Origin of the sequence: Enterovibrio makurazakiensis (assembly GCF_050336585.1) — a bacterium.
GTDB classification, from domain to species: Bacteria; Pseudomonadota; Gammaproteobacteria; order Enterobacterales; family Vibrionaceae; genus Enterovibrio; species Enterovibrio gelatinilyticus.
Genome location: NZ_JAKJSE010000009.1, coordinates 184396 through 207094, shown reverse-complemented (window position 1 = coordinate 207094; position 22699 = coordinate 184396). Strand labels below are relative to the sequence as shown.

The window sequence follows — 22699 nt, the reverse complement described above, 5'->3', positions numbered from 1 at the left end:
TCAGCTACTCATTCAAATAGATGACCCCATGGAATTAATTTGGAAAATGCGCGGCTACATGAAGCTATGTACTCGCCGATATCTGATCGCGTTTTTTGCGTTGCAAACCGTCGCGATACTTAACTTGGCACCACCTTGGTTGATTGGACGTATTGTTGATGCGATCAGTAATGATGCGCTCACAAGCCAATTATTGATGACCCACTTAGCGGGTATTTTTTTCGCAGCGATCGCCATGTATGCGCTCAGGTATGTGTGGAATAGCCAGCTTTATGGGGCAGCCATAGAGGTCTCCCGTGTGATCCGGCGCGATTTGTTTTTGCATTTCACAGCCATGTCACCGTCGTTCTATGGCAAGCACACAGCAGGTGATTTAATGGCACACGCCACTAACGATCTGAATGCGGTGGAATCCGCTGCGGGTGATGGCGTGATGACGTTGGTGGATTCTTTAATTGCAGGCTTTACCGTGATCTTCGGCATGGTGTTTTTGGTTAGCGGCCATCTTACTGCCGTCGCATTGTTGCCGTTTCCGCTATTGGTACTGGTTACCAATCGTTACGGCGTAGGTATGCAAAAACACTTTGGACGCGCGCAGCAGGCATTTTCTCACTTGAACGAAGAAGTGCGTGAAACTGTGGCAGGTATTCGTGCCGTGCGTTCTCATGGCATTAACCCGCGACAAAAAGCGCGTTTTGATGAAAAGCTGGATGAGACGCTAGAAGCTAACATTGATGTTGCGAAAGTCGATTCATTGTTTGGGCCAACTATTCAATTGATCTACGGTACCTCGTTTGTCATCACCCTTGCGTATGGCGGATGGATGATCAGCGAAAATGCCATTACCGTTGGTTTGTTTACGAGCTTCACCTTGTACCTTGCGCAGTTACTGGGTCCGTTCCTGCAATTTGGCTGGCAGTTCAACGTGTTCCAACGTGGTAATACGTCTTGGAAGCGTCTTGAAGCGTTGTTTGCTCAAAAGCCAGACGTGGTAGAAGGACACGCCGTGATTCCTAACGGTGCCCCTTCGAACCTTTCTGTGAATGTGCGTTCATTTGCTTACACCTCATATGTAGGTGCTTCATCTATTGGCACTTCATCTACTGATACCTCAACTATTGATACGTCATCTTCTGGCATATCAATATCGGCACTCAAAGACGTGGCGTTTACGATACCAGCAGGTGGTTTTGTTGGCATCACCGGCCCAACAGGCGGCGGGAAAAGTACCTTGATCAGCCTGATCATGCGTCAATACGGTTTGAGCGATGTGCAATCTGAGATCACATTGGCTGGTATAAATACCGAACACCTGACGTTTGATTCACTCCGGGGAAAACTCGCTTGGGTGCCTCAAAAGCCGTTGTTGTTCTCAGGTTCAATTTCAGAAAATATCGCCATGGGGAAACCTCATGCAACAGACGAAGAAGTCGCGTTAGTTGCCGAAATGGCAGGTATCAAGCAGGAAATTGAAGCGATGACTGATGGATTTGATACCCAGCTCAGTGAGAATGGGACGAACCTTTCAGGTGGCCAGAGACAGCGCATAGCGTTGGCGCGTGCATTGTTAGTGGATGCCGATATTTTGCTCTTGGATGACCCATTCAGTGCGCTAGACATGAAAACAGAGGCCATCGTTCGTCAGAACTTGAAGACACACTATGGTCATAAGTCCATGCTGTTGGTGACACAACGTTTGCCTAACTTGCGTCATGCCGATGACATTCTCGTGCTTGATCAAGGCAAGGTGGTTGAACGCGGTAAGCATCAGGCATTAATGGCAGAAAAGGGGTGGTACGCCACCGTGTATGAACGCCAAGCCCATACACATGTTCAGTTACACACGTCAATCACGCATGACAACCACGACGTTAATAACGCTAATGTGGAAGAGGTGAGCCATGTTGAGTAAATCTATGGTGCGACTCGTCCGTTTCACCTTGCCACACAAGTTGCGATTTGCCGTCGCCTTTGCATTCTTGATGGTGTCTGTATCAGCGGAAATGGCGATTCCTTGGTTGGCAAAAGTCATCATTGATGAAGTGATCGTGCCTCAGCAGTTTGATTGGAAGCACTTAGGCGTGCTGAGCGCTGCCGTGTTGGTGCTTTATATGTGCCAAGCAGGCTTTCAGTATTTGCAGTCTCTCTCGTTTAAACATGGCGCCTTGTTAGTGGTCAACGATGTTCGCAAGCAGCTGTTTGGTCATGTATTGACACTGCCGATTGCGGCGTTTGATCGCCTATCGACAGGTCGTATGGTGTCTTATGTTACTAATGACACCGAATCGCTGCGTGATCTGTTTGTGTCGACCTTTCCCACTATTATTCAGGGAAGTTTGCGCATCGTGGGTATTTTCATTGCGATAGCGTTGCTGGATTGGCGTTTGGCGATTATCAGCCTGGCATTGATTCCGGTGTTGCTAGCAACCATGCAGATTTACCGCAAGGTGTCGACGCCCGTGTTTGATGGGATTCGCATTCAGATTAGCCATATCAACAACACCATCAGTGAATCGCTTCAAGGCATGTCATTGGTTCAGGCATTTCGCCAAGAGAACGCGTTTAAAGCGCGCTTCGAAAAAGACAACGATACATGGTTTAACTTCCGCACCCGCTCGATCGCCGTAGACAGTTTGATGCTGCTGCCATTCACGCGCTTGGTGGGTTCATTAACCGCACTTGGCATCGTGGCTTGGTTTGGTAATGCTTCGCTACAAACCGTGGTCGAAGTCGGTACGCTTTACGCCTTCTTGAACTACATCGAACGCTTCTTCGAACCGTTCAGGCAGCTGTCGATGGAACTTCGAAAGATGCAGGTGGCGCTGGTGTCCTCCGCACGCATTTTCGAAATCCTTGATGAGCCTGTGCATCACGCCCAAAAAGACGATGCGCCGATGGTCGAACTTGCGCCGCAAAAAGACATCGAGTTCAAGCATGTGCGTTTAGCGTATGAAGAGGGTGTTAACGCGCTGGATGATGTCAGTTTCGTGGCAAAAAGTGGCCAGTTCACAGCCATTGTCGGCCCTAGTGGTAGTGGGAAAAGTTCGGTGGTGAACTTGCTGATGCGTTTTTATCCGCATCATGAAGGCGACATTTTGGTGGGTGGACGACGCATCGACGATCTGCCTGATGCGCAAATTCGTCGTCTGTTTGGCTTGGTCTCGCAAGACCCTTACATGTTTAGCGGATCCATTCGAGAGAACATCGACTTAATGCAGGGTGAAAGCCGCTCAGATGCTGCGATTGATGCTGCCAGAGAAGTGAACGCATCAGCGTTTATCGAGCGCTTACCTGAAGGGTATGAACATCAACCCGGCAATGGCGGTTCATCATTGTCTGTGGGTGAAAAGCAACTGATTGCGTTGGCACGTGTTTTTGCTCATGGGCCCGAGATCTATTTGCTGGATGAAGCGACTGCCAACATTGACAGCGAAACCGAAGAAGCTGTTAAAAGCGCGTTATCAAATATTCAACATGGACGAACAGTTATTGCAGTGGCGCATCGCCTTTCAACCATTAAGAACGCGGATCAAATATTAGTAATGAGCAAAGGGAAGGTTGTTCAACGCGGTACCCATGACGAGCTAGTGGCTCAAATTGGCGAGTACCGAGAGTTATATCTTGCACAGAAAGAACAAGAAGAACATGAAACAGAAAATGCCCATCTCGGCTTGGCAAAAGCATGAAACGTCATCAAATGGTGTTATGCGCAGCGTTAATACACAAACAACATGCGTCGAAGGGAGCAGTAAGGTGAGCACAGTGAATTCTCCAATCGTTGATAAACAAATCACAGACGAAGCATGCCAGTGGCAAATCATGCATGGCGTGGCGATAAAAAATGCGGATGGAACCGCGAGACATTGTCCGTATAGCCTTGCACCGATGACCATGAAACGTCATGTATTCGACCACCTAATGAATGTGACGCCGTTGCTGACCAAATTGATCAGCCAAGTGTCAGAAGACCACGCTTTTTTGCAGTCATCACTTCGCAGCATGTCAAACGCGGATCCATTCTTTGGCCGTTTGCTGAAAATGCATGCGCAAATTCACGGGACGGAACACGCGCCGATAATGGCGGAGCGCAAGCCGCTCCTTTTGATGCGCACCGATTACATGGATGACCGTCAACAAGGCGCGAAAGTGATCGAATTCAATGGTATTGCAGCGGGAATGGGGCCTTTTGGACAACGTGCCAATGAACTGCATGACTACATGCGCCGCCAATGGCCCGATACCTATAACGCATGGGTAGAATCGCCAACTGCTGTCCCTGCAGACAATGCCTGTTTAGACCAATTGGCGCACGGTATTGCTATTGCCGCGCAAGAAATTCGAGCGCATTTTGGTGGCGAAGGGCAGCGCATGTTCTTGATGGTGGTGCAAAAAAATGAAGACAATGTTTATGACCAGCATCTATTGGAAGTGGCATTGCAACAACGTGGTGTTCGCACGGTACGCCGTACGTTTGATCAATTAGCGACGCAATTATCGACTGGCGAAAACCAACGCTTGATCTTGAAAGACATTGGGGCGATTGATGTGGTATATCTACGCGCCGGTTACCAATACTCAGACTATTTTGCGCCTGAATTGTGCGAAGAAGAGTGTTGTGAAGCGCTGAGCCAAACCCGCGTATTTATTGAACAACACCATGTGGCAGTGAACGCGACCGTAGGGCAACAACTGGCAACCAGCAAAACCATGCAGATGCTCCTTACAATGATGACGGCGCGAGATTTAACCCGTTGGGCATTGAGCGAAGAAGAAGCGTTGCGAGTGAAAAGTGTATTGGCAGACATGCTTCCAGTCAGCGCCCAAACCCTCGAATGGTTTAAATCAGATGCTGACAAACACGCTTGGGTACTGAAAAACCAAGGCGAGGGCGGTGGTCACTGTGTCTTCGGGGACGATATTGCAAATAAGCTCGCCAGCTTAAAGCCTGAAGATTATGATGCGTGGGCATTGATGCAGCGGTTATATCCACACGAACGAGAGCGCCCGACCATTGCCGTGCGCAATGGCGAGCAAACGCTGGTGGATGATTTGGTCAGTGAGATTGGTCTGTTTACGGCCTATTTTAACGGCGCGCCTGTCACAGAGTACAATGGCTACGCAGGCTACCTAGTTCGCAGTAAACCCGCACGAGAAAACGAAGGTGGCATTCATAGCGGTAAGGGGATATTAGATTCCATTACGCTTATCGAATAGACTTTGTCGACAATGAAAATCGATAGCCGCGAGTGATCGCGGCTCTTAAAGAGTGAAACGATGACAATTGAAACGGTTTGGGGTGAATACCAATCGAGTGTGAAATCTTTTCTGCATTCGAAAGTGTCGAACCCTGATGATGTCGATGACTTGTTGCAAGATATTTTGTTGAAAACTTATCTTCATCTCAATGAAGTGAAAGACAGGACGAAAGTGAAGTCTTGGCTGTTTCAGGTGGCGAATAACGCCATTATCGATTTCTATCGTCAAAAGGGCCGCTCAAATCAGATTGGTCATGATGATCTTTGGTTTGAAAAAGAAAAGGAACAAGTGCGCGAAGATCTTCTCACTTGCCTGCTGCCTTTTATTCAAGCGCTGCCAGAAGAAGACGCAGAAATGCTCACGTCCATTGAGCTTCATGGACAGTCTCAAAAGGCGTATGCAGAAGAAATGGGAATCAATTACTCGACGCTGAAATCACGCCTTAAAAAAAGCCGAGAAAAGATTAACTCTCTATTTCACGAGTGCTGTGAATTATCGCTCGATAAGAATGGCAGTGTGATTGATTACGAAGCGCGTCAGAAAGGCGATGTGCGCTGCCAATAACCAAAGTCTTAATCTCGTCCATGGGCTTTAAGAATTGAAGCGCTTTGAATAGCCACAGACTTGATAGACTCACTTGAATGAGATGATGCTTTAGGGGTTGATTGATATGAAATATATCGACCGTTAAATAGTATCTCTACCTTATATCTCATGTCCTATTTCCACAATCAACCTACGTAACCACGCATGGGCAGGGTCACCGTGATGTCTCTCATGCCAAATTATAGATGGTGAAAAATGGTCAACTTCTAGTGGTAATTCGAGTGTTTCGATAGGTATCGACATTGCCATCTGCTGAGCTAACTTTCGAGGAAGCGATAGAATCAAATCACTTTTAGCCACTATCATAGGCGCAACTAAAAAATGTGGAATCTGCATAGCAACTCTGCGCGTTAGACCTCGTTGTTTTAACGCAATGTCCACCGAGTTATTTCCTTGCCCAGTGATTATCACGGCTAAATGTGATAACGAAATGTAATTCTTTAGAGTTAATTTACTGTCAATAACCGGGTGATCACGCCGGACCACACAAACAAAGTCTTCTTCATAAAGTGTTCGCTTGTGAAACCTTGCTGGTAAATCGTCGTAAACCCCAATGGCGATATCGGCACTCCCTTGAGTTATCAAATCTACGTTATCACCTGAAGATGCAGGAATTACTAGGTCAATGCCAGGTGCTAACTTTGCTAGCCTTGAAATAAGTGTTGGCATCAACAGCAACGCCATGTGGTCTGCTGTTGCAATACTAAATTTAGCCGATGCAGTACTTGGATCGAATGCGGTGGGAGCAACGATTGTTCTGGCATCATCAAGTAACTTTGTCACAGGCTCTGACAACGCAATAGCTCGTGGTGTTAGTTCCCAACCTTTCGATGTACGTATGAAAAGTGGGTCATTTAACAATCGACGTAGTCGGCTTAGCCCCCGGCTGGCAGCGGGCTGACTTAGCCCTAGTCGTTGACCTGCTCGAGTAACGCTACGTTCTTTCAACAAAGCATCAAACAACTTTAGAAGATTAAGATCTACTCCACCAAAATCCACTTCAGACATGTCCAGTATGACCTATATGCATTTTCATTATGTATGACAAGTTTATAAGATTACGGGTATCCAAACTGTTACATTAATTACATAAAAAAGAGCCAATTATGAGCAAATCAAAATTATATGTTGTTACTGGTGTTAGTGGTCGAACAGGTGCCGCCGCTGCCCGAGCATTACTGAATGTCGGTATGCGCGTGCGCGTTATTGTACGTGATGAAGATAAGGGAGATATTTGGGCCGCTCAAGGGGCTGAAGTGGCAATTGCAGATTTAACTAACACCTCCTCGCTTTACAAGGCATTAATCGGCGCTGATGGAGCTTATATAGTGAGCCCCCCACAGTACTATTTAGATAACCTTTTTGAACAAGCTGAAAGTATGGCTCACTCTATTGCAGAAGCTGCTACAAAAGCTCAATTACCTAAATTAGTTGCCTTGTCCTCCATTGGCGCAGAGCAATCAAGTGGTACTGGGTGGATAGCGATGAACCGACTACTGGAACAACGTTTAAATCAAACTGATTTATCTATCGCTTATCTACGTGCCGCTTATTTTATGGAAAACTGGGGGCCGTTAGCACAAATTGCTGCTACACAAGGGGAGTTGCCTAGCTTTCTCGCCCCACTTAACCAAAAGCTGCCTATGATAGCGACAGAAGATATCGGTCGCATAGCCGCTGAAATATTATGTGAAAATTGGGATGGGACAAGAATCATTGAATTAGAAGGCCCAGATAGGTATTCCCCAAATGAAGTTGCTGTGATTCTAACTAAAGCATTAGACAAAATGATAAAGCCAATTACGATACCGGAGTCAGATTGGATACAATTCATTTCTGGACAAGATTTCTCAACAGTAGCTATTGCAGGTTTTATTGAAATGACCCAAGGTCTTAATTCTAAACATATAGCCTTTGGCAACTCGAATATTGAGCGCCGACAGGGAACTGTGTCCCTTGATACTGTTGTTAGTGCAATGCACATATAGTCAAAAGCGTATACTGCTACCACTGTGATTAATCATCACGTTCTCTCTATTCCTCGTTTACGGCGAACGGTTAAAGGCACCGATAACATTGTATCAATGCGCAATATTATCGAGGGGCTGCGCTCGAATACAATAATTTGATACACGTCTCGGGCTAGGAAGTAGAGATGTGCTCCTTCATCGTCTAAGCAAAGTTTTGATGTTCCCTCGTTTAAACGGGGGGAACATCAGACAATGGCTAGCAAGAAAACACGACAAATAAGGAACAAAAATACGCTAAGAAAAATATCTATTAGTAGCTTTATGTTGATGTGGGCTAAAAACGGAGGTGAAGGCGATTTTTACCCCTATGTCATTGAATGTCACAAAGCGTAAAGCTAAGTAAATTGCCTTCTTTTTGCAGTGAAAATAACGATACTTGCTGCGTTGTTTGGGTATAAGCAAAAAATAAGAAGGATTAACTCAATGAAAAAACTCGCGATTGCTGCACTTGTACTGTTCGGTCTAACAGGTACAGCGTATGCGCTAGATACGCATTTGACACACAACTGGTCAATGCCAAGCCTCTCATTTTTTGATTGCCATAATGGTGGTCATCACTAACCGTTTTTTGAGTGATTTAGTCACATCGTCATAGAGCCACTTATTGTGGCTCTTTTTGTATCACTTTGATGACATTCTCTTTGACTTCTCTCTGCAAAAACAACATCCCCTGTCAGCAAACAGTGACTTATGTGAACGCCAGTTCTTTGGTTGCCGTTGAACTCTATTTTGAGACATCTCATGTGCTTTCAGTGGTGGTAATGTTTTCTCGGCGTTGGATATAAGAAAGAACGAAAAGGAATGAGTATGAAGAAATTAGTGTTGGCGATAGCGGTAACAGCAACTCTGTCCGGCTGCGCGAATAAAGATTTAGGACAAGTAGTTAACGATGGTGTTAACGGCGCAATTAATGGTGTTTTAGGCTCTGTGGGGGGAGTTGGCAATGGCACCGTGGTAAAAAATGATAAAGGCTTTAGCGTAGAGAAAGAGGCTATTTGGACTCACGACGCGGAAAGGTCAAGTCGTGACTATGGTTCGATAACCGTGACCAAAGCAGTAAAAAACCCAAAATCCAGAACGGAAGTGTTTATCGAAAGTTGCTCTCAGCCGAGAACGGGCTCTTTGGAATGCAATGGGAATCTCTTTGAAGTGTCGCCGGAAGGCTGGCTGGCGGATGATAGTATTTTCATTGCAAGCGAGGGGACATATCAAACTATTACCGTTGCGGCGGGCAAGTACTATTTCAAAGTGAAATCAGATAAGACGGGCACAAAGTATTACGCGACCGGAGAGGCCACTATAGCGCCGTATAAAACGAATTTTATCTCTATTGTTCTTGAGTGATGTACGGGCTTTGGCGCTGTGACTGATTGTTGTCGAACGCTTAATGTGACAGTGAACAGCAAAAGGCAGTTGTGTAAAAACAACTGCCCGATGACATCGATGTTAGGTTAGCGAGCGAATCTCGTGGGCACGATGAATAGCCGCTGGGACTTTCTCCAATAAGAAGTCTACCAATGCCCTCGTTTTCGCAGGGATGTATTCTCTTTCAGGGTAAACCACATAGGTCGGAAGACCCCCGATGGCTTGATACTCTTCAAGTAAGGGCACCAGCTTGCCTTCTTCAATGGTGCTCCCTAATAATCCTTTGTCGAGCAGTAGCACTCCGGCATGATCTAAGGCCGCCGAGACCAGAACGCCAGGATCATTGACGGCAAAGGGGCCTGACACTGTGATCTCCTCTTCACCGTCGTTACTGCTAAATGACCAGGTATTCATCGTGACTTTGGCGCTGCGATAGTAGAGGCAAGGGTGATTGAGTAAATCTGACGGTTTATCTAATGAAGGTGCAGTCTCTAAATAGGTTGGGCTGGCGCAAAGCACCCAAGACACATCACTCAGCTTCCGCGCAATTAACGTTGAGTCGGGCAAATACCCCACACGAATTGACACATCAATGTTTTCGGCAACCATATCGACGACGCGGTCTTCTAACTGCAAATTGACCGATACACTCGGATAGCGATTTAGAAATTCTGTCATTAATGGCGCAATGTGTATTCGGCCTTGTGCGGCGGGACATGACACCGTTAGTTCTCCAGCCACTACGGAGCGAGAGTCTTCACTAATGTGTTCGATACGTTGGAGTGCTAATTCAACATTGTGAGCCTCTTGCAGTACTTTTCGCCCAACGTCTGTGAGCATGATTTTGCGCGTCGTTCGGTTGAAAAGTCGTGCTCCAATCTTTTTTTCCAGTGCAGCGAGTTGTTTGCTAACGGAGGATCGACTGATCCCCAAATGCTGTGCTGCCGCTGATAAGCTGCCTTGTCGGTTTATGTGAGAAAATAGAACCAATTCCTGCATTTTTTCGTTTAACATTGCCATGATCGCTTTAATTGTTTCTTTTAAGTAAACAATATAGTGATGGTTTAGTATCTAATCAAGGCAGTAAAGGGTGTGTATTATTTCTTCACATTGATGCTCAGCGCCTTTAGGTAGTTTGGGTATATAAACAAAACCCAAGGAGATGATTGATGAGCAATGTGATGAAAGCAGTACAGATTAACAACTTTGGCGGTCGAGATGTGCTGGCGCTGAACACGGTTGAGATTCCAGCACCCAGGGCAAACGAAGTATTGATCAAAGTGCGTGCAGCGTCGGTAAATCCTGTTGATTGGAAAATTCGAGAAGGTTATTTGCAGCCTTTGCTCAATCATACGCTCCCATTAACACTTGGATGGGATGTGTCTGGTGAAGTCGTGGCGATCGGTGAAAATGTCACAAGTCTAGTTGTGGGCGATTCGGTTTATAGCCGACCAGAAATTGCCAACAACGGCACCTATGCTGAGTACGTGACGGTGGCTGCTGATGAAGTGGCAATTAAACCTGATTCACTAAGTTGGCAAGAAGCGGCGGGTGTGCCACTTGCCGCATTGACGGCTTGGCAAGCATTGGACGAATACGTTCAATTGAAAGCTGGCGAGTGCGTACTTATTCATGGCGGCTCTGGCGCTGTGGGTCAATTTGCCATTCAGTTCGCCAAGTTACGTGGAGCAACGGTATATACCACGACCTCTTCACGAAACTCTGAACTTGTACTCGGTCTTGGTGCTGATCATGTAATTGATTACCGTGAAGTAGACTTTTCAACACTTAAAGACTTGGATGTCGTGTTTGATACCATCGGTGGAGAAACACAAGATAACAGCTTTAAGACGCTGAAAAGCGGCGGGCGTTTAGTGTCGATTGCTAAATCACCAGAAGAAAATAAAGCGGCAGAATTTGGTGTGAAGGCTTCTTTTTGCTTTGTTCAGCCAAACCGTGCTCAGTTGGAAAAGTTAGCTACACTCGCTGATGCGGGTCAATTGACAGTAAACATTGATAGCGAATTCACCTTAGATCAAGTGGCTGAAGCTCATGCACGCAGTGAGACAGGTCGAGCGCAAGGCAAGATTATTATTAATGTTTCTGCGTAATGTCGCATTGGGGCTGTGATGCCCCTTCTAGCAAACTGCTATTAAGGGAATTGGGATATGTTAAAAAAGTTGTTGGGCCTTGCGCCAAAGCTCGAATCAGACGGGTCTTATTCACCGTCAAAACTGGCATTGAAGCTAGCTACTTCCGACAAAACGGAATACGACCACGTTAGCTATAAACCGTACCAAGGTCACCGTTCAAAAGTGTTGGTGATTTTCACCGAACAAAAGAACATGGAAATGCAAAATGGCAAACTGTTCTCTACGGGTAACCACCCAGTTGAAGCCTTATTGCCTATGCTGCATTTGAAAAATGCAGGCTTCGATTTTGATATCGTTACCCCTACGGGTAAACCCGTTGTATTTGAAATGTGGGCATTCCCAGAGAAAGACGAGAATGTTAAGGCAATCTACAACGAGTACAAATCACGCTTTGAACAACCCGGTTCATTGCAGGACTTCGTCAGCACCTCGTTGAGCCAGAGTGATGACTATGCAGCGGTTTTTGTACCGGGTGGACACGGCGCTATGCTGGGTATTCCAGATGACGTTAATGTGGGTAAAGTCTTACATTGGGCAAACGAGAATGGCTTATTCACTATTTCACTTTGCCATGGTCCTGCTTCTTTGCTTGCTACGGCATTGGAGGGAAAAGAATTTCTCTATGCCGGTTACAACATGGCGGTATTCCCAGACTCTGTTGATGATATGACACCAAAGTTGGGGTATTTACCGGGCAAAATGTCTTTGGGCTTGAGCAAGAAACTTGAGAGCTTGGGTGTGACCCTGATGAACACCAAATCTGACAACACGGTTTGTGTAGACCGACAACTTATTACAGGTGCAAGTCCTCAGGCTGCAGATGCACTTGGGAAGTTAGCCGCTAGCACTTTGTTAGATGCGTTGTAAGGTTCACCTGTACTTATCTTGGTCATGTCGTGAACAGTGAGAGAAGAGACAGACGAAAGAGACATCGTCTATCTAATCTTTACGTGATCGATAGAGAAAATGTTGTTTTTATGCACTCTCAACATAGCATGCCAGTTTCAAGCTTGATCTACTGAATGAGTGTAATGTTGTTAACCACATTACACTATTGCAGCCATTGACCTTGAGTGATGGGGAAGCTCGCTAAATTTACCTCTGCAGTGAATCCAACGGAGGCAGTTGCAGGAGAGCAACTGCCTTTGATTTATTATTTTATACCCAAGTAACCTGAAGATGCTCGATTTCAGAGGCCATCAGAGTGTTCAATTCAAGGCAAATTTTTGTAGGAATAGTCATTCTATATCACAGGAATTTAACGATGAAGTGGACGCTCTGAGGGCCTCCCTTCGGGCGAGTTTACTGACGCCATGCTCGGTGTTGTCCCTTTTTGATGGAGCTCACTACATCGGCAAAGGGACGCCTTGATCATAACGTCAGTAAAGCTCGCTGAATCCTGCATCTTCAGGTTGCTTGGGTATATGTTTAAAAAAGAACGCCATTGCACAAGGGCATTAGAAATCTAATGTTTTGTATCTCTCATTTGCTTTCATGGCTAACGCAAACATCCAAGCCCCCGAGAAAATAGCGACAACACTGGGACTGATAAGAAAACAAGCGATTACTGTGACAGAGCAGATCGCTAGTATCTGTTTTCGGTACCAACGATCAAATTTAAACAAATACCTGCAATGCTTGTAGAAGAAACCGCAAAAAAAGACAAGGGCAAGAACCAATATCATTGGCTCTCTTTGCTCCACAAACATGAACATGAACGGTATCGATAAGATTGATACCGTTTGGTTAGGTAATTTGCGGGACTCTGCCCTCAAAGCTCTTTTTTGCTTCACTTTTCCCCCATATTCCCAGCAGCTTCATCAAACATAAATCCCGATATTTTACCGTATGCCTCTGAGCCTAATGTAATAGGAAGTTCATATTTTGGCGGCAATACTTCAATAGTTTTATCAGTCAAGTAATTTGTTCCAACTGTATTTACTACACCTGCAGCCGTGGCCTCTTTTATCCCATCACCATCAACTATATCAATAGACACTGCCATTGCAGAAGAGCCCAAAGACACAGCACTTGCGGGAGCAGCACATGTGAAGGCTCCCACCACGAAACATGCAGTAGCAACTTTGTCTGCTGCACCACTAACACTGTTTAGACCATCTTTAAATTTAGCCGAGCTGAATTCGTCCTCTGCACGTGTTTCCCAAGCGCGTGCGGTGTCATTAAACAGATATACGGTCACTACGCTCATTGCTGAGCGCAAAATAGCGTCATTCGAATTTGCTCCGCTTGCCTCTGCAGCAATGCCAGACACCACGATGATACCTGCTACTTCAACAGTGGCATGAACATCACTTAAATTTTCATGAACCAATTTACCGCCCAATTTACCAATGACACCACTGATAAACCCTTGCTTAAAGCTATCACCACGGATCGCAGTAAAGCTTCCTTGTGAAACACCATGCCCTAAAGCTTGACCGGCTAAATTCCAGTCTTTCCCAAAACCATGGCCAACTTGCCATGTCGCTGCAGCAGAAATTCCCCCTATCACGCCGGCTTGGGCTGCGCTAGCTAGATCACCGGTTGCAATGAAATTTGTCGTGAACGAAACGGTTGCTCCAGACAACACTACTGAGTCAGCGCCAAAAGTGAGAGGCCCCATAAAGTAAGCACCGACGACCATACCAATCATTTGAATGGTCGGATTTTCAAACGTCATGGCAAATACTGCAATCACTGCTCCAATAACAAAATTGACGAAGTGACCAGTAGGGTCGTTGTACTTCATTGGATTGTTATACACATAGGCATAACGGTTATAGCTTTGGCTCATGTCAGGGTGGGGGACAAGACTGTCAGCACTTAAGAACCGACCCAGTACAGGGTCGTAGAGCCGAGCGTTCATGTTGATCAACGATAAATTTCCGTTGCCTACATTTTCATGCCCGGTAAAACCCCGTAGATCTTCATTCAGGAACAACGGTTTTGATTGAAGTTGCGCAACTGCCAGCAATTCACCAAATGGTGTATAGCTTCTTTCAACTTGTATCAATCCGTTTTGATCGGTCACCAGATCTGCTGAGCCCAATGCATCCCGATGGAAGTAACCTGTTCTGTCTATCTGCTTTTCTTCTCCAATCATGATCTTTACATGCTCTGCTACTGCTTGACCATCGGCTATAAAGCGGTGTCGCATTGTTTTGACCGACTCACCATCTTCATTTGCAGATATTTCTAGCTCATAGTCAGGGCCTATGTAATAAGTTGTTACACCATCTGCTGTTTGTTTAACACGCTGTTTTTCGCTGTCATATTCATAGCGAACGAGTGATCCATTGGTGTTGATTGTTTGCGCTTTGTTAAAACTATTCCATGTTAGCAACCTGCCGCGACCCTCGAGCATATTTCCATTTGCATCATACCGATAGGCACCTTCCAACTGACCGTTTGCTTTCGCCGCTATGTCACCTATTCCCGTTTTGTGGATGAGGTTTCCATATACGTCATAACGATAGTCACGTTCGGTAGTGCTTACTAGTTTATTATCACTGTGCATCCAGTTTGTGAGACGATCAAATTCGTCATATTGATAAAATTCATCCTCGTCCCGAATATCACTCAACTTACTAAGGACATTGTTTCGTTCGTCGTAGGTGTATGCAATGTCGCGAATGTACTTATCACCAATTCCGGTCGTAATGCGATTAACAGTGCCTCTAGCTCTGTCGATGTCTCTGCGCGTCAGATAGCCATTGCCAAATAGTTCACCAGATACTCTTCCAAATTGATCTCGACTGGTTGATACCCAAACCACTTCTGTTGTTTCATCGGACAATCGGTCGTCGAGAATTTCCTGAAGTTCTTTTTCTGCTTCGACCAGATCATCCAACTCGGACGTCAAATTTGACAATAGGTCGGTTTCTTTCCGTGCTAGATCGAGATTCGTTTGTGCTTGTTCAAGCATTTGTTGGGCATCAGCATCCGCTTGTTGCGCCAAATTCGTGTACGTACTCGCTTGATCTGCGGCATGCTTAGCTTTGTTCCTATAGGTGTTTGCGAGCGATTGGTAATGATTCGCCCAGCTGTTATATACCTGCGTTACATTGATTTGATTCTGAGGGCCGTGATAACAGAAATAACCAAACTTACCGTTACTACAGTATTTGGTAGAAACCATCCAAAGTGGCACTTGCGCCGTGAAGTGCTCTCTTCGTTTACAACCTTTCCAGTTACTATCTACGCATCTATCGTATTTGTAGTATGCATAACCGTTTTTAACATCGTAACTGTCGAATACGCGGCTACCGAATCGATTCCAGTAATATCTGGCGGTGTTTCGGTACGCTGTTGCTTTGTCTGCATTGATTTTTGATGTTCTAAACAGAGAGCGGGCGCTAGCATAGAGTTCACTGGCGGCTTCTTCATGATCGTCAGCATTTTCCATCAAGATATCGGCTGCATCTTGTAGGCGTTTTGCTTCTCCAATTAGTTCTTGTGCATTTTTTTCTAAGCCATAGGCTTCAAGCTCGATTTCTATGATGCGCTCTGAGGTTTCTTTTAGCGCATTTTCGATTTGTATGTATTGCGCATCCCAGATGTCTGAATAGGGGATACTCATACGCTTGATAAATCCGTTGATATCATAGTCTTTATCAACATTCATACCGGAAGGGTAATGAATACGGCTTAAACGTCCATCTTCATTGTATTGATATGTTGTTGTGTACTCCTTGCCATCAATAGACAAGGTCATGGTAGCGGTTCGGCCTAGTTCATCATAAGTGTACGTTCTTTGGCTAGATGAGGAACTTGCGCTATCTAAGACACCTTTTCGAGCGGCGTCATATTGCCAGACACTATTGCCCTCTGGGCGATTTTCAACGATTTTTCTGCCTATCTCATCATAACTTACGTTGATCTTGTTTCCGTTAGCATCTTCCTCAGAGATAACGTCGCCCCACGCATTGAAGGCATAATGCCAAGAACCCATTGCGGGATCATTTATCTCGGTACGGTTACCTAGTTGGTCATACGATACTGTGCTTATTTGACCGTTAGTGTTCGTTTGGGTGAGGTTGCCATAGGCGTCATAAGTATATTCGATTATCGATGTATCGTTTTCTACAACACGTATGGTTTGACCAAGTCCATTTGTTTCTTCACTTTTGGTGAAATTACCTGGACCATCTGTTGTGACTTTTAGTCCGTCATAAACAGTTTTTGCGACAAGAAGACCACCACTCTCTGTAGGCTGTGTGACTTTCCAAGGGCGGTGGATATAGTCGTAGTACGTCTTCACCCAGTACGTAGCATCTCCGGGAAAGTAACCTTCAAAGTAAGGGATTGTTTCTCCGGCCTTTCTTCCTTTTCTATCATAAGCAATGTCAACGATGACCGTTTTGCCTGCACCATTGAGCGATTTTTTTCGGACTACTCGAGAGAGACGATCATAGTAAGTTGTGGATGAGCTGCCTTGTGACGTTTGTTCTGTGACCATGAATATGCTTCTGTCACCAAGCACCAAACCTTGAGTGTCAAACCCAGCATCGGCTCCATCTGACCATTCGTAAACATGTTCAACCCAGTTACCATCGGCAAAATTCTGCTTAGTTTCTCGACAGAAGCTGTCATATTCAAACGTGGTTGTTAGACCATTCGCATCCGTGACTGAAGAGGGTAATCCACACGCGCTGTCATATGTCGTTGATACTGAGTGACCAAGAGCGTTAGTGTGCTTTGTTACACGCCCTAACGTGTCATATTCGGTGGTACTATGGCGAGTGCTTTCATTAGATGACGACGACTCGGACGTCCTGAAACCTTTTGAGTTATAAGTAAATGTCTGTGTCAGTGATAAAGGATGGCCAGGTTCAATGGTCTGTTTATTCAAAGCGCCTGTTATGTCATCATATTCGAAAGATGTTGTTCGAGTTTGTGGTTCACCACCATTTGATTTTGTTACGGATATTTGAACGGGCTTTCCAATAATCCAGCGAAGTTTGTTGTGTGCGTAGATAGTTGTTTTAGTCTCAGTAAACACCCCCCCATTTCCATCTTCAATGGCTACAGATACAGTTTCTGGATAACCTAATTTGTCGTAATCTTGATAATCTGTTGTCGTGTGTTTGAGCAATTTCCCGCGTCGGTCTTGACTCGTTGATTGTATGTTGCTCAGTAAATACCAAGGCTTACCAGGAATCAGTGAAGGGTGTTCATCGTAGGTAAAGGTGGTGTCAGATAATGTGTAGTAATAGTACTCAACCAGACGTTGTGAAACATAACTCGTAAAATCATCACGAATGGACATCTTATTCGTCGTTGTCGTGGCGTTATCAAGGTCGGTGCTTCTAATTTCATTGAATCCTAATATCCCATACTTTGGATGGGCCTGATATCCAACATAGGAGTACGCTGTGGTGTTTTGACCGCCGATGCCATTGTCAAGATGAAGTCGAGATACAAGCTTCAGCGTTGGTGATAGGCCAATAAGATCACTTCGTGTAGCGTCTTCTTCTCGGAAAACAGAATAAGAAGATGACATGAGATACTGAAAAGTGCTCGCAGAGCCGAAGCCGCTGGTCACCTTTTTCAATATCGCAAGAGGTTCAACCTCATATGACAAACAAGTCAAACCTGAAATTGATCGATAGCAGTCACCTGGTCGACCATCATCATTGGTATCTACACCTTGTTTGAATGGACCATAAATATTGCTCAGCGCCATCGCATGAACAGTTGTTTTGAGGCCGAAAACTTTTCGCACAAAATTGGATGCAAAACTGATGTGCTGATCGATCTGCTCAAGGTCTGCATGTATTGTCGTTATCAGTGTCGGTTGGGAAAAATGTCTGCCATTACCGAAGCCGCAATAGAGTTGTTCGCCTGCGATATAACAGAAATCACTAACTCCATCACCGTTTTTGTCCGTCAACATAATGGATGCTTCTACTGCGCCCACGTAGTCGGTTTGTTCAAAATGAACGCTGTTAAGCGTGATTCGCGCTTCTGCGTTACCAAATCCTACACCTGTGTTTTGGTGACAGACTAACTGTGAGTCTCTCCGGTAACAAAGCTCCGGCAATCCGTCATTGTTCAAATCGGACAGGCTTAAAGTGCGTTGAAGTTGCTCTAAGACTTTAACGTCTGAATCGTATTCTGCTTCTGATAAGACTGGTGCACTTAATGCGTGTTTGATACCCACGGGTATACCCGTAGCCCATGACTCTGGCGATGAAAATTGTAACGACCCTTCTGAACGTTTTCCTAGCGAGCAAGAGTAATCACCATCCAACTTAACACCACAGATGTCTACATACCCATCACCATTGATGTCCACAAAATTGCTTTGTGGCATATTTACAGGTTCATTTACACGGTAAACGGGGATGTTATTGTAAGTTTTTTCAAGTGTAAAACCTTGATTATGAAGCTGATAATCGCTAGATAATCCCGCCCCAGTATTATTTGCACAAGAGATTCCAGCTTTATCGACTTTGCAAACATCAATCAACCGATCATTATTCACATCCAATAGTCTTGACGCATCATTTATCGTGAAGTTAGTACTCCAATATCTACCCGCATTGAGCTTCGTGCCGTTGTCGTTAAGGGCACAGAAAAAACCTGTTTCGTTGAATGCACAAACATCGAGGTAGCTGTCGTCGTTGATATCGATAAATGAAAGGGAAGAGTAGTTCTGTGTTTCGTCCCACTCTTCTCCCATAAAATCATTGCTCCACTTTGTCGCGGAACTGAATGAGCCTTTGCCGAGACTTAATCCACAATACAGACCGTCATTCAAATAACAGATGTCGGCCTTGCCGTCCCGATCAATATCGCCAGTAATAAAACCTTTAAATTCATCGATAGGGAACAGCGTTTTTTGCAATGGTTCTTCGCCAGCATGCGGGTTGCTTTCCCATTCGAATGTCGTTTCTGGCATGCAGTTATAGTTAGCATCACAAGCCTGAACAGCTTTCAATCGTGTGTAGGATATCGCGCCATAATCGACAGGTTCATAGCTTAAGTTGACCGACCTTAGCAGGCTGCCAGCTTTTGTCATTTGGATGCTATCAAGCTTTAGTCCTAAGGTTTCACTATATCCAAAATGGTACCCATTTAATTTGTCATCACGATCTGAGTATTGAAAATCTAGTATGGTATCGGCGTAATCAATTTGATTAATGTAAATACGCCCGTTGTGATGGTTATAGCGATAGTTGATGGCGTTTTTGAAGCGATCAACTTGTCTGGAAATCTTCCATTCTAAGCCATGGCCATTAATGGTCTTCTTGGAATATTTGCGGGTGCCATAGCTAGAGATGAAGCCGTCGGGTGAATAAACGATCCAAATCAATGGGGCAGAAGCGCCATTACCATTTGCTACGATCTTAGTTTGAGGGGCGTGAGCCATACGATAGACACTGCCACCGATTCCATGCTTACCGGAAACCAGTTGTAAACGTTGACCGTCAAGGCAAAATGCATCGGAATGATCAAAGCTGATCCCTCCTTGATTTCCATCATCTCTTAGTGTTTCGGTGCAGCGGGTAATCGTTGATAAACCAGACAAGCTAACGCCTAATCCTAGCGCCCCATTACCTGCTCCTTGTCGGTAATCAATTGACAAGTTTGGAACAAGGTCATTTACTCCAGGTGGCAATTGCATATCTATCCGGTAATTCGCTTTCCCCTGAACGACGGAAGGAGAGCCACTCAGTTCGCCTACTTGCGAAGCCTGTGTTTGAAAAGCGAAAACCAAAGCTAGCGACTGGAGAGCGATTTGCGAAATTATCTTAGTTTTCATCAGAATATTCCTTATTCTCGCCCAAGTTGTTGAAACGATGTTCAATGTCCATGAGATCCGTTTCTATTTCTTTGATTTTTTGTGCAATTACAACAACTTCCTTCGTGATCGGAGCATTGGTGGCAGAACTAGAAAGTGAAGAGGGGTCTTGTTGAAAATCAATGCCTTGTTTTTCGAGTTCTTCCATGATTTTGTAAGCTCTCGAGAGAACAACGTCTGGAGACTCAGCGTTTGATAGTGCTTGGGCGGTTTCAATATCTAATTTTTCTTTGGCCTGCGTGATTTCTACGGCTAGAGAGTTTGCAGATTTGATGATTTCAGCTTCAAGTCTTTCGCTCTCTGTTTCATATTTCGCATCCTCCGAAATATCAATTTTAGCCGCAGCAACGAGGGGTCTATCCACACCAATATATTCACTATCTGAACTCGAATTTTGAGAATAAGGGGATGAGGGGGGCCTGTCATAAGAATCGAAATCGGTGACAGCAACACCGATTAATAGTACTGAAATTGCGGTGATAGCAACTAACCAACGAATGTGCATATCGTTATCCTTGTGATTTTTTGTGTCTTTTGTAAAAAGGAAAATCAACTGAATTTATGTGTTTATAAATTTGGAGAAAAAAGAGTACTGCGATGGACAATAACAACAGCCACGCATGACCATGTTGTGTGTAGAAGGTTTGCTGAGGTTGCAGCTTTACTTTGACATCAAGCATTTGAGTTCGTTGAAGTTGTTCAACTATGTCTATGACTTTTCCATCGGGGGAGATCAACGCAGTTGTTCCAACATTCGTTACGTTTAACAGAGGCTTACCGACTTCCATTGCTCTTGTTTTTGCAACCGAGAAGAGTATTCTTTTTAGCCAAAGTTGGTTGGTCCACTCAACATCGCTGAGTAAGACAACAGCATTAGTGTTAGTTTGTTTAAGTTTGGAACTGAATACATCGGAATATAGGGCTTCATAACACACAGCGACAGCAGCGCGCAGGGAGCCGAAGACATGTTGATTCTTTGTATTCTTTGAGACAGCGACATCTTTTCCTCGTGAGAGAGCCACACTATGAATTGAGTTACCAAACCAAGAGGGACGGTACTCTCCAAATGGAACAAGACGCTGCTTGTAATAGATGGGGGTGGCCTCGTCACTTCTCAGAACAACATTTCTTATTTGTCCATGCTGTCGATCCTGCCCGCCCCAAATGACGACAACTCCCTTTGCGTTTAATGCAGAAAATGAATCATCAACAAAGGGCATGATTTCACGAAAGGGCATGGACATGGTTGATTCAGGCCATATGACTAGAGATGCCTTAGGGGCTTGCAGTGACAATGCAGCGTAACGTTCAACACGTTCAATAACCGCGTTTTTTGATAATTTGCTTTTGTCATTGAAACTGCCATGAATCAGCCTGACAGTGATATATTCAGACGTGTCTGCTTGATCGCTATCGTGAATTTTTAATGAGTAGTTTGATATTAATGCAACGGTAACAAAAGCTAGAGAGAACAATGTCGGGGCAACTTTATTTTTGCAGATATATATTGCGACGAGCGAACTTGAAAAGGCATAGACGACGAAGCTGAGGCCTATTGAACCGAAAGTGCTCAACAAGCCTTGAAAGCCTATATCTGAGAATAGATATCCGGGATGTAGCCAAGGAAAAGAGAATGTACTTTGTTCTCTCAATATATCGAGTCCGCTTAGCGCGAATGGAAAGGCAATGATTGAGGATAGACGAGAGAGACCATAGGTGACGACTGGTACGATCACAAAACTGACCGTCAAAATTGCAATCAGAAATGGCCACAATCCCCAGTGTATCCAAGCCGCATCGCCATATTCGTTGCTAAGATATCCACTAATCCACAAAAGCGAAACAATGTAATAAGACAGTCCAAAAAAGAACCAACTGAGCAGTTTCTGCCAAAAACGGTCGGGATAAGAAGCTAACCAAAACTGGAAGACAAAGCTCGCCAATGCCATGCATAAGCCGATAGAGTCAAATCTGAAGGCATAACCAAATAGGCTTCCTGCCACTAAACTTAGCCAATACATTCATGACGACCAATTGCATATAATTATTTTGACAATTTATCTCAGATCATCAGACTATCGGTGTCTCATTATTGAGGGTTGTTGTAAAAAACAGAACAATGAATTTAGACTCTTACTCAAGAGCGGAATACCTATTTTTGTGTGGAGTTTTGATGTATACCCAAACAATCTGGAGATGCAGGATTCAGCGAGGTTTACTGACGTTATGATCTAGGCGTCCCTTTGCCGATGTAGTGATCTCCATTAAAAAGGGATAACACCGAGCATGGCGTCAGTAAACTCGCCCGAAGGGAGGCCCTCAGTGCGTCCACTTCATCGTTAAATCCCTGTGAAATAGAATGACTATCCCTACAAGAATTTGCCTTGAACTGAACGCACTGATGGCCTCTGAAATCGAGCATCTTCAGGTTGATTGGGTATAAATGGAGAATGAAATACCTCTCGACAAATAAGAGTCGGGTG

At 44.9% G+C, this 22699-nt stretch carries 14 protein-coding genes; 9 read left to right on the top strand and 5 right to left on the bottom strand.

The window, feature by feature from the left end:
- Positions 1 to 28: 28 nt before the first annotated feature.
- From L4D06_RS08065 to sigZ, 4 genes are all read left to right on the top strand, one after another.
- Complete coding sequence (locus tag L4D06_RS08065) at positions 29 to 1912, top strand: ABC transporter ATP-binding protein (RefSeq protein ID WP_429738704.1); 1884 nt, start codon at positions 29 to 31, stop codon at positions 1910 to 1912.
- The gene (locus L4D06_RS08060; RefSeq protein WP_429738702.1) at positions 1902 to 3686 is read left to right on the top strand and encodes an ABC transporter ATP-binding protein; all 1785 of its coding nucleotides are present in this window, start codon (positions 1902 to 1904) and stop codon (positions 3684 to 3686) included. The genes L4D06_RS08065 and L4D06_RS08060 overlap by 11 nt, the downstream gene beginning before the upstream one ends.
- A 76-nt stretch (positions 3687 to 3762) precedes the next feature.
- Positions 3763 to 5214, top strand: a complete 1452-nt coding sequence (locus tag L4D06_RS08055; protein WP_429738727.1) for a glutathione synthase — start codon at positions 3763 to 3765, stop codon at positions 5212 to 5214.
- Positions 5215 to 5274: 60 nt separating this feature from the next.
- Positions 5275 to 5820: an RNA polymerase sigma factor SigZ gene (gene sigZ, locus L4D06_RS08050; RefSeq protein WP_274162731.1), complete on the top strand. Its 546-nt coding sequence runs from the start codon at positions 5275 to 5277 to the stop codon at positions 5818 to 5820.
- 141 nt (positions 5821 to 5961) lie between these two features.
- Here sigZ and L4D06_RS08045 read toward each other — a convergent pair whose 3' ends face one another.
- Positions 5962 to 6870 carry a LysR family transcriptional regulator gene (locus tag L4D06_RS08045; protein ID WP_429738701.1) on the bottom strand — a complete coding sequence of 303 codons (909 nt, stop codon included), beginning with the start codon at positions 6868 to 6870 and terminating at the stop codon, positions 5962 to 5964.
- A gap of 98 nt (positions 6871 to 6968) precedes the next feature.
- Between L4D06_RS08045 and L4D06_RS08040 the strand changes: the two genes are divergently transcribed.
- The 3 genes from L4D06_RS08040 (at position 6969) to L4D06_RS08030 (ending at position 9236) form a co-directional block, all read left to right on the top strand.
- On the top strand, positions 6969 to 7850 hold the full coding sequence (locus L4D06_RS08040; protein ID WP_429738699.1) for an NmrA family NAD(P)-binding protein: 882 nt from the start codon (positions 6969 to 6971) through the stop codon (positions 7848 to 7850).
- Between the two features lie 465 nt (positions 7851 to 8315).
- Positions 8316 to 8453, top strand: a complete 138-nt coding sequence (locus tag L4D06_RS08035; RefSeq protein ID WP_274162730.1) for a hypothetical protein — start codon at positions 8316 to 8318, stop codon at positions 8451 to 8453.
- A 246-nt stretch (positions 8454 to 8699) separates the two neighbouring features.
- Complete coding sequence (locus tag L4D06_RS08030; RefSeq protein WP_429738698.1) at positions 8700 to 9236, top strand: hypothetical protein; 537 nt, start codon at positions 8700 to 8702, stop codon at positions 9234 to 9236.
- Between the two features lie 102 nt (positions 9237 to 9338).
- On the opposite strand, the gene L4D06_RS08025 is transcribed toward L4D06_RS08030, so the two are convergent.
- Positions 9339 to 10271: a LysR family transcriptional regulator gene (locus L4D06_RS08025; protein ID WP_429738696.1), complete on the bottom strand. Its 933-nt coding sequence runs from the start codon at positions 10269 to 10271 to the stop codon at positions 9339 to 9341.
- A gap of 155 nt (positions 10272 to 10426) precedes the next feature.
- On the opposite strand from L4D06_RS08025, the gene L4D06_RS08020 reads away from it, so the two are divergent.
- Positions 10427 to 11368: an NADP-dependent oxidoreductase gene (locus L4D06_RS08020; protein ID WP_429738695.1), complete on the top strand. Its 942-nt coding sequence runs from the start codon at positions 10427 to 10429 to the stop codon at positions 11366 to 11368.
- Between the two features lie 57 nt (positions 11369 to 11425).
- Positions 11426 to 12277 carry a glyoxalase III HchA gene (hchA, locus tag L4D06_RS08015; RefSeq protein WP_429738694.1) on the top strand — a complete coding sequence of 284 codons (852 nt, stop codon included), beginning with the start codon at positions 11426 to 11428 and terminating at the stop codon, positions 12275 to 12277.
- 922 nt (positions 12278 to 13199) lie between these two features.
- Here the strand turns inward: hchA and L4D06_RS08010 are convergent.
- From L4D06_RS08010 to lnt, 3 genes are read right to left on the bottom strand one after another with little or no spacing between them, the layout of a single operon-like run.
- Positions 13200 to 20177, bottom strand: coding sequence for an RHS repeat-associated core domain-containing protein (locus L4D06_RS08010; protein ID WP_429738693.1), 6978 nt, complete (start codon positions 20175 to 20177; stop codon positions 13200 to 13202).
- Positions 20167 to 20721 carry a hypothetical protein gene (locus tag L4D06_RS08005; RefSeq protein ID WP_429738692.1) on the bottom strand — a complete coding sequence of 185 codons (555 nt, stop codon included), beginning with the start codon at positions 20719 to 20721 and terminating at the stop codon, positions 20167 to 20169. Before L4D06_RS08005 ends, L4D06_RS08010 begins: the two co-directional genes overlap by 11 nt.
- 4 nt (positions 20722 to 20725) lie before the next feature.
- Entirely contained in the window at positions 20726 to 22237 is a 1512-nt protein-coding gene (gene lnt, locus L4D06_RS08000) for an apolipoprotein N-acyltransferase (RefSeq protein WP_429738690.1), read from the bottom strand.
- Positions 22238 to 22699 lie beyond the last annotated feature (462 nt).

Coding starts and splice junctions, on each gene's coding strand:
- L4D06_RS08060 (WP_429738702.1), top strand. CDS start 1,902: ATGTTGAGTAAATCTATGGTGCGACTCGTCCGTTTCACCTTGCCACAC.
- L4D06_RS08045 (WP_429738701.1), bottom strand. CDS start 6,870: ATGTCTGAAGTGGATTTTGGTGGAGTAGATCTTAATCTTCTAAAGTTG.
- L4D06_RS08020 (WP_429738695.1), top strand. CDS start 10,427: ATGAGCAATGTGATGAAAGCAGTACAGATTAACAACTTTGGCGGTCGA.
- hchA (WP_429738694.1), top strand. CDS start 11,426: ATGTTAAAAAAGTTGTTGGGCCTTGCGCCAAAGCTCGAATCAGACGGG.
- L4D06_RS08030 (WP_429738698.1), top strand. CDS start 8,700: ATGAAGAAATTAGTGTTGGCGATAGCGGTAACAGCAACTCTGTCCGGC.
- lnt (WP_429738690.1), bottom strand. CDS start 22,237: ATGTATTGGCTAAGTTTAGTGGCAGGAAGCCTATTTGGTTATGCCTTC.
- L4D06_RS08040 (WP_429738699.1), top strand. CDS start 6,969: ATGAGCAAATCAAAATTATATGTTGTTACTGGTGTTAGTGGTCGAACA.
- L4D06_RS08065 (WP_429738704.1), top strand. CDS start 29: ATGGAATTAATTTGGAAAATGCGCGGCTACATGAAGCTATGTACTCGC.
- sigZ (WP_274162731.1), top strand. CDS start 5,275: ATGACAATTGAAACGGTTTGGGGTGAATACCAATCGAGTGTGAAATCT.
- L4D06_RS08005 (WP_429738692.1), bottom strand. CDS start 20,721: ATGCACATTCGTTGGTTAGTTGCTATCACCGCAATTTCAGTACTATTA.
- L4D06_RS08010 (WP_429738693.1), bottom strand. CDS start 20,177: ATGAAAACTAAGATAATTTCGCAAATCGCTCTCCAGTCGCTAGCTTTG.
- L4D06_RS08035 (WP_274162730.1), top strand. CDS start 8,316: ATGAAAAAACTCGCGATTGCTGCACTTGTACTGTTCGGTCTAACAGGT.
- L4D06_RS08025 (WP_429738696.1), bottom strand. CDS start 10,271: ATGTTAAACGAAAAAATGCAGGAATTGGTTCTATTTTCTCACATAAAC.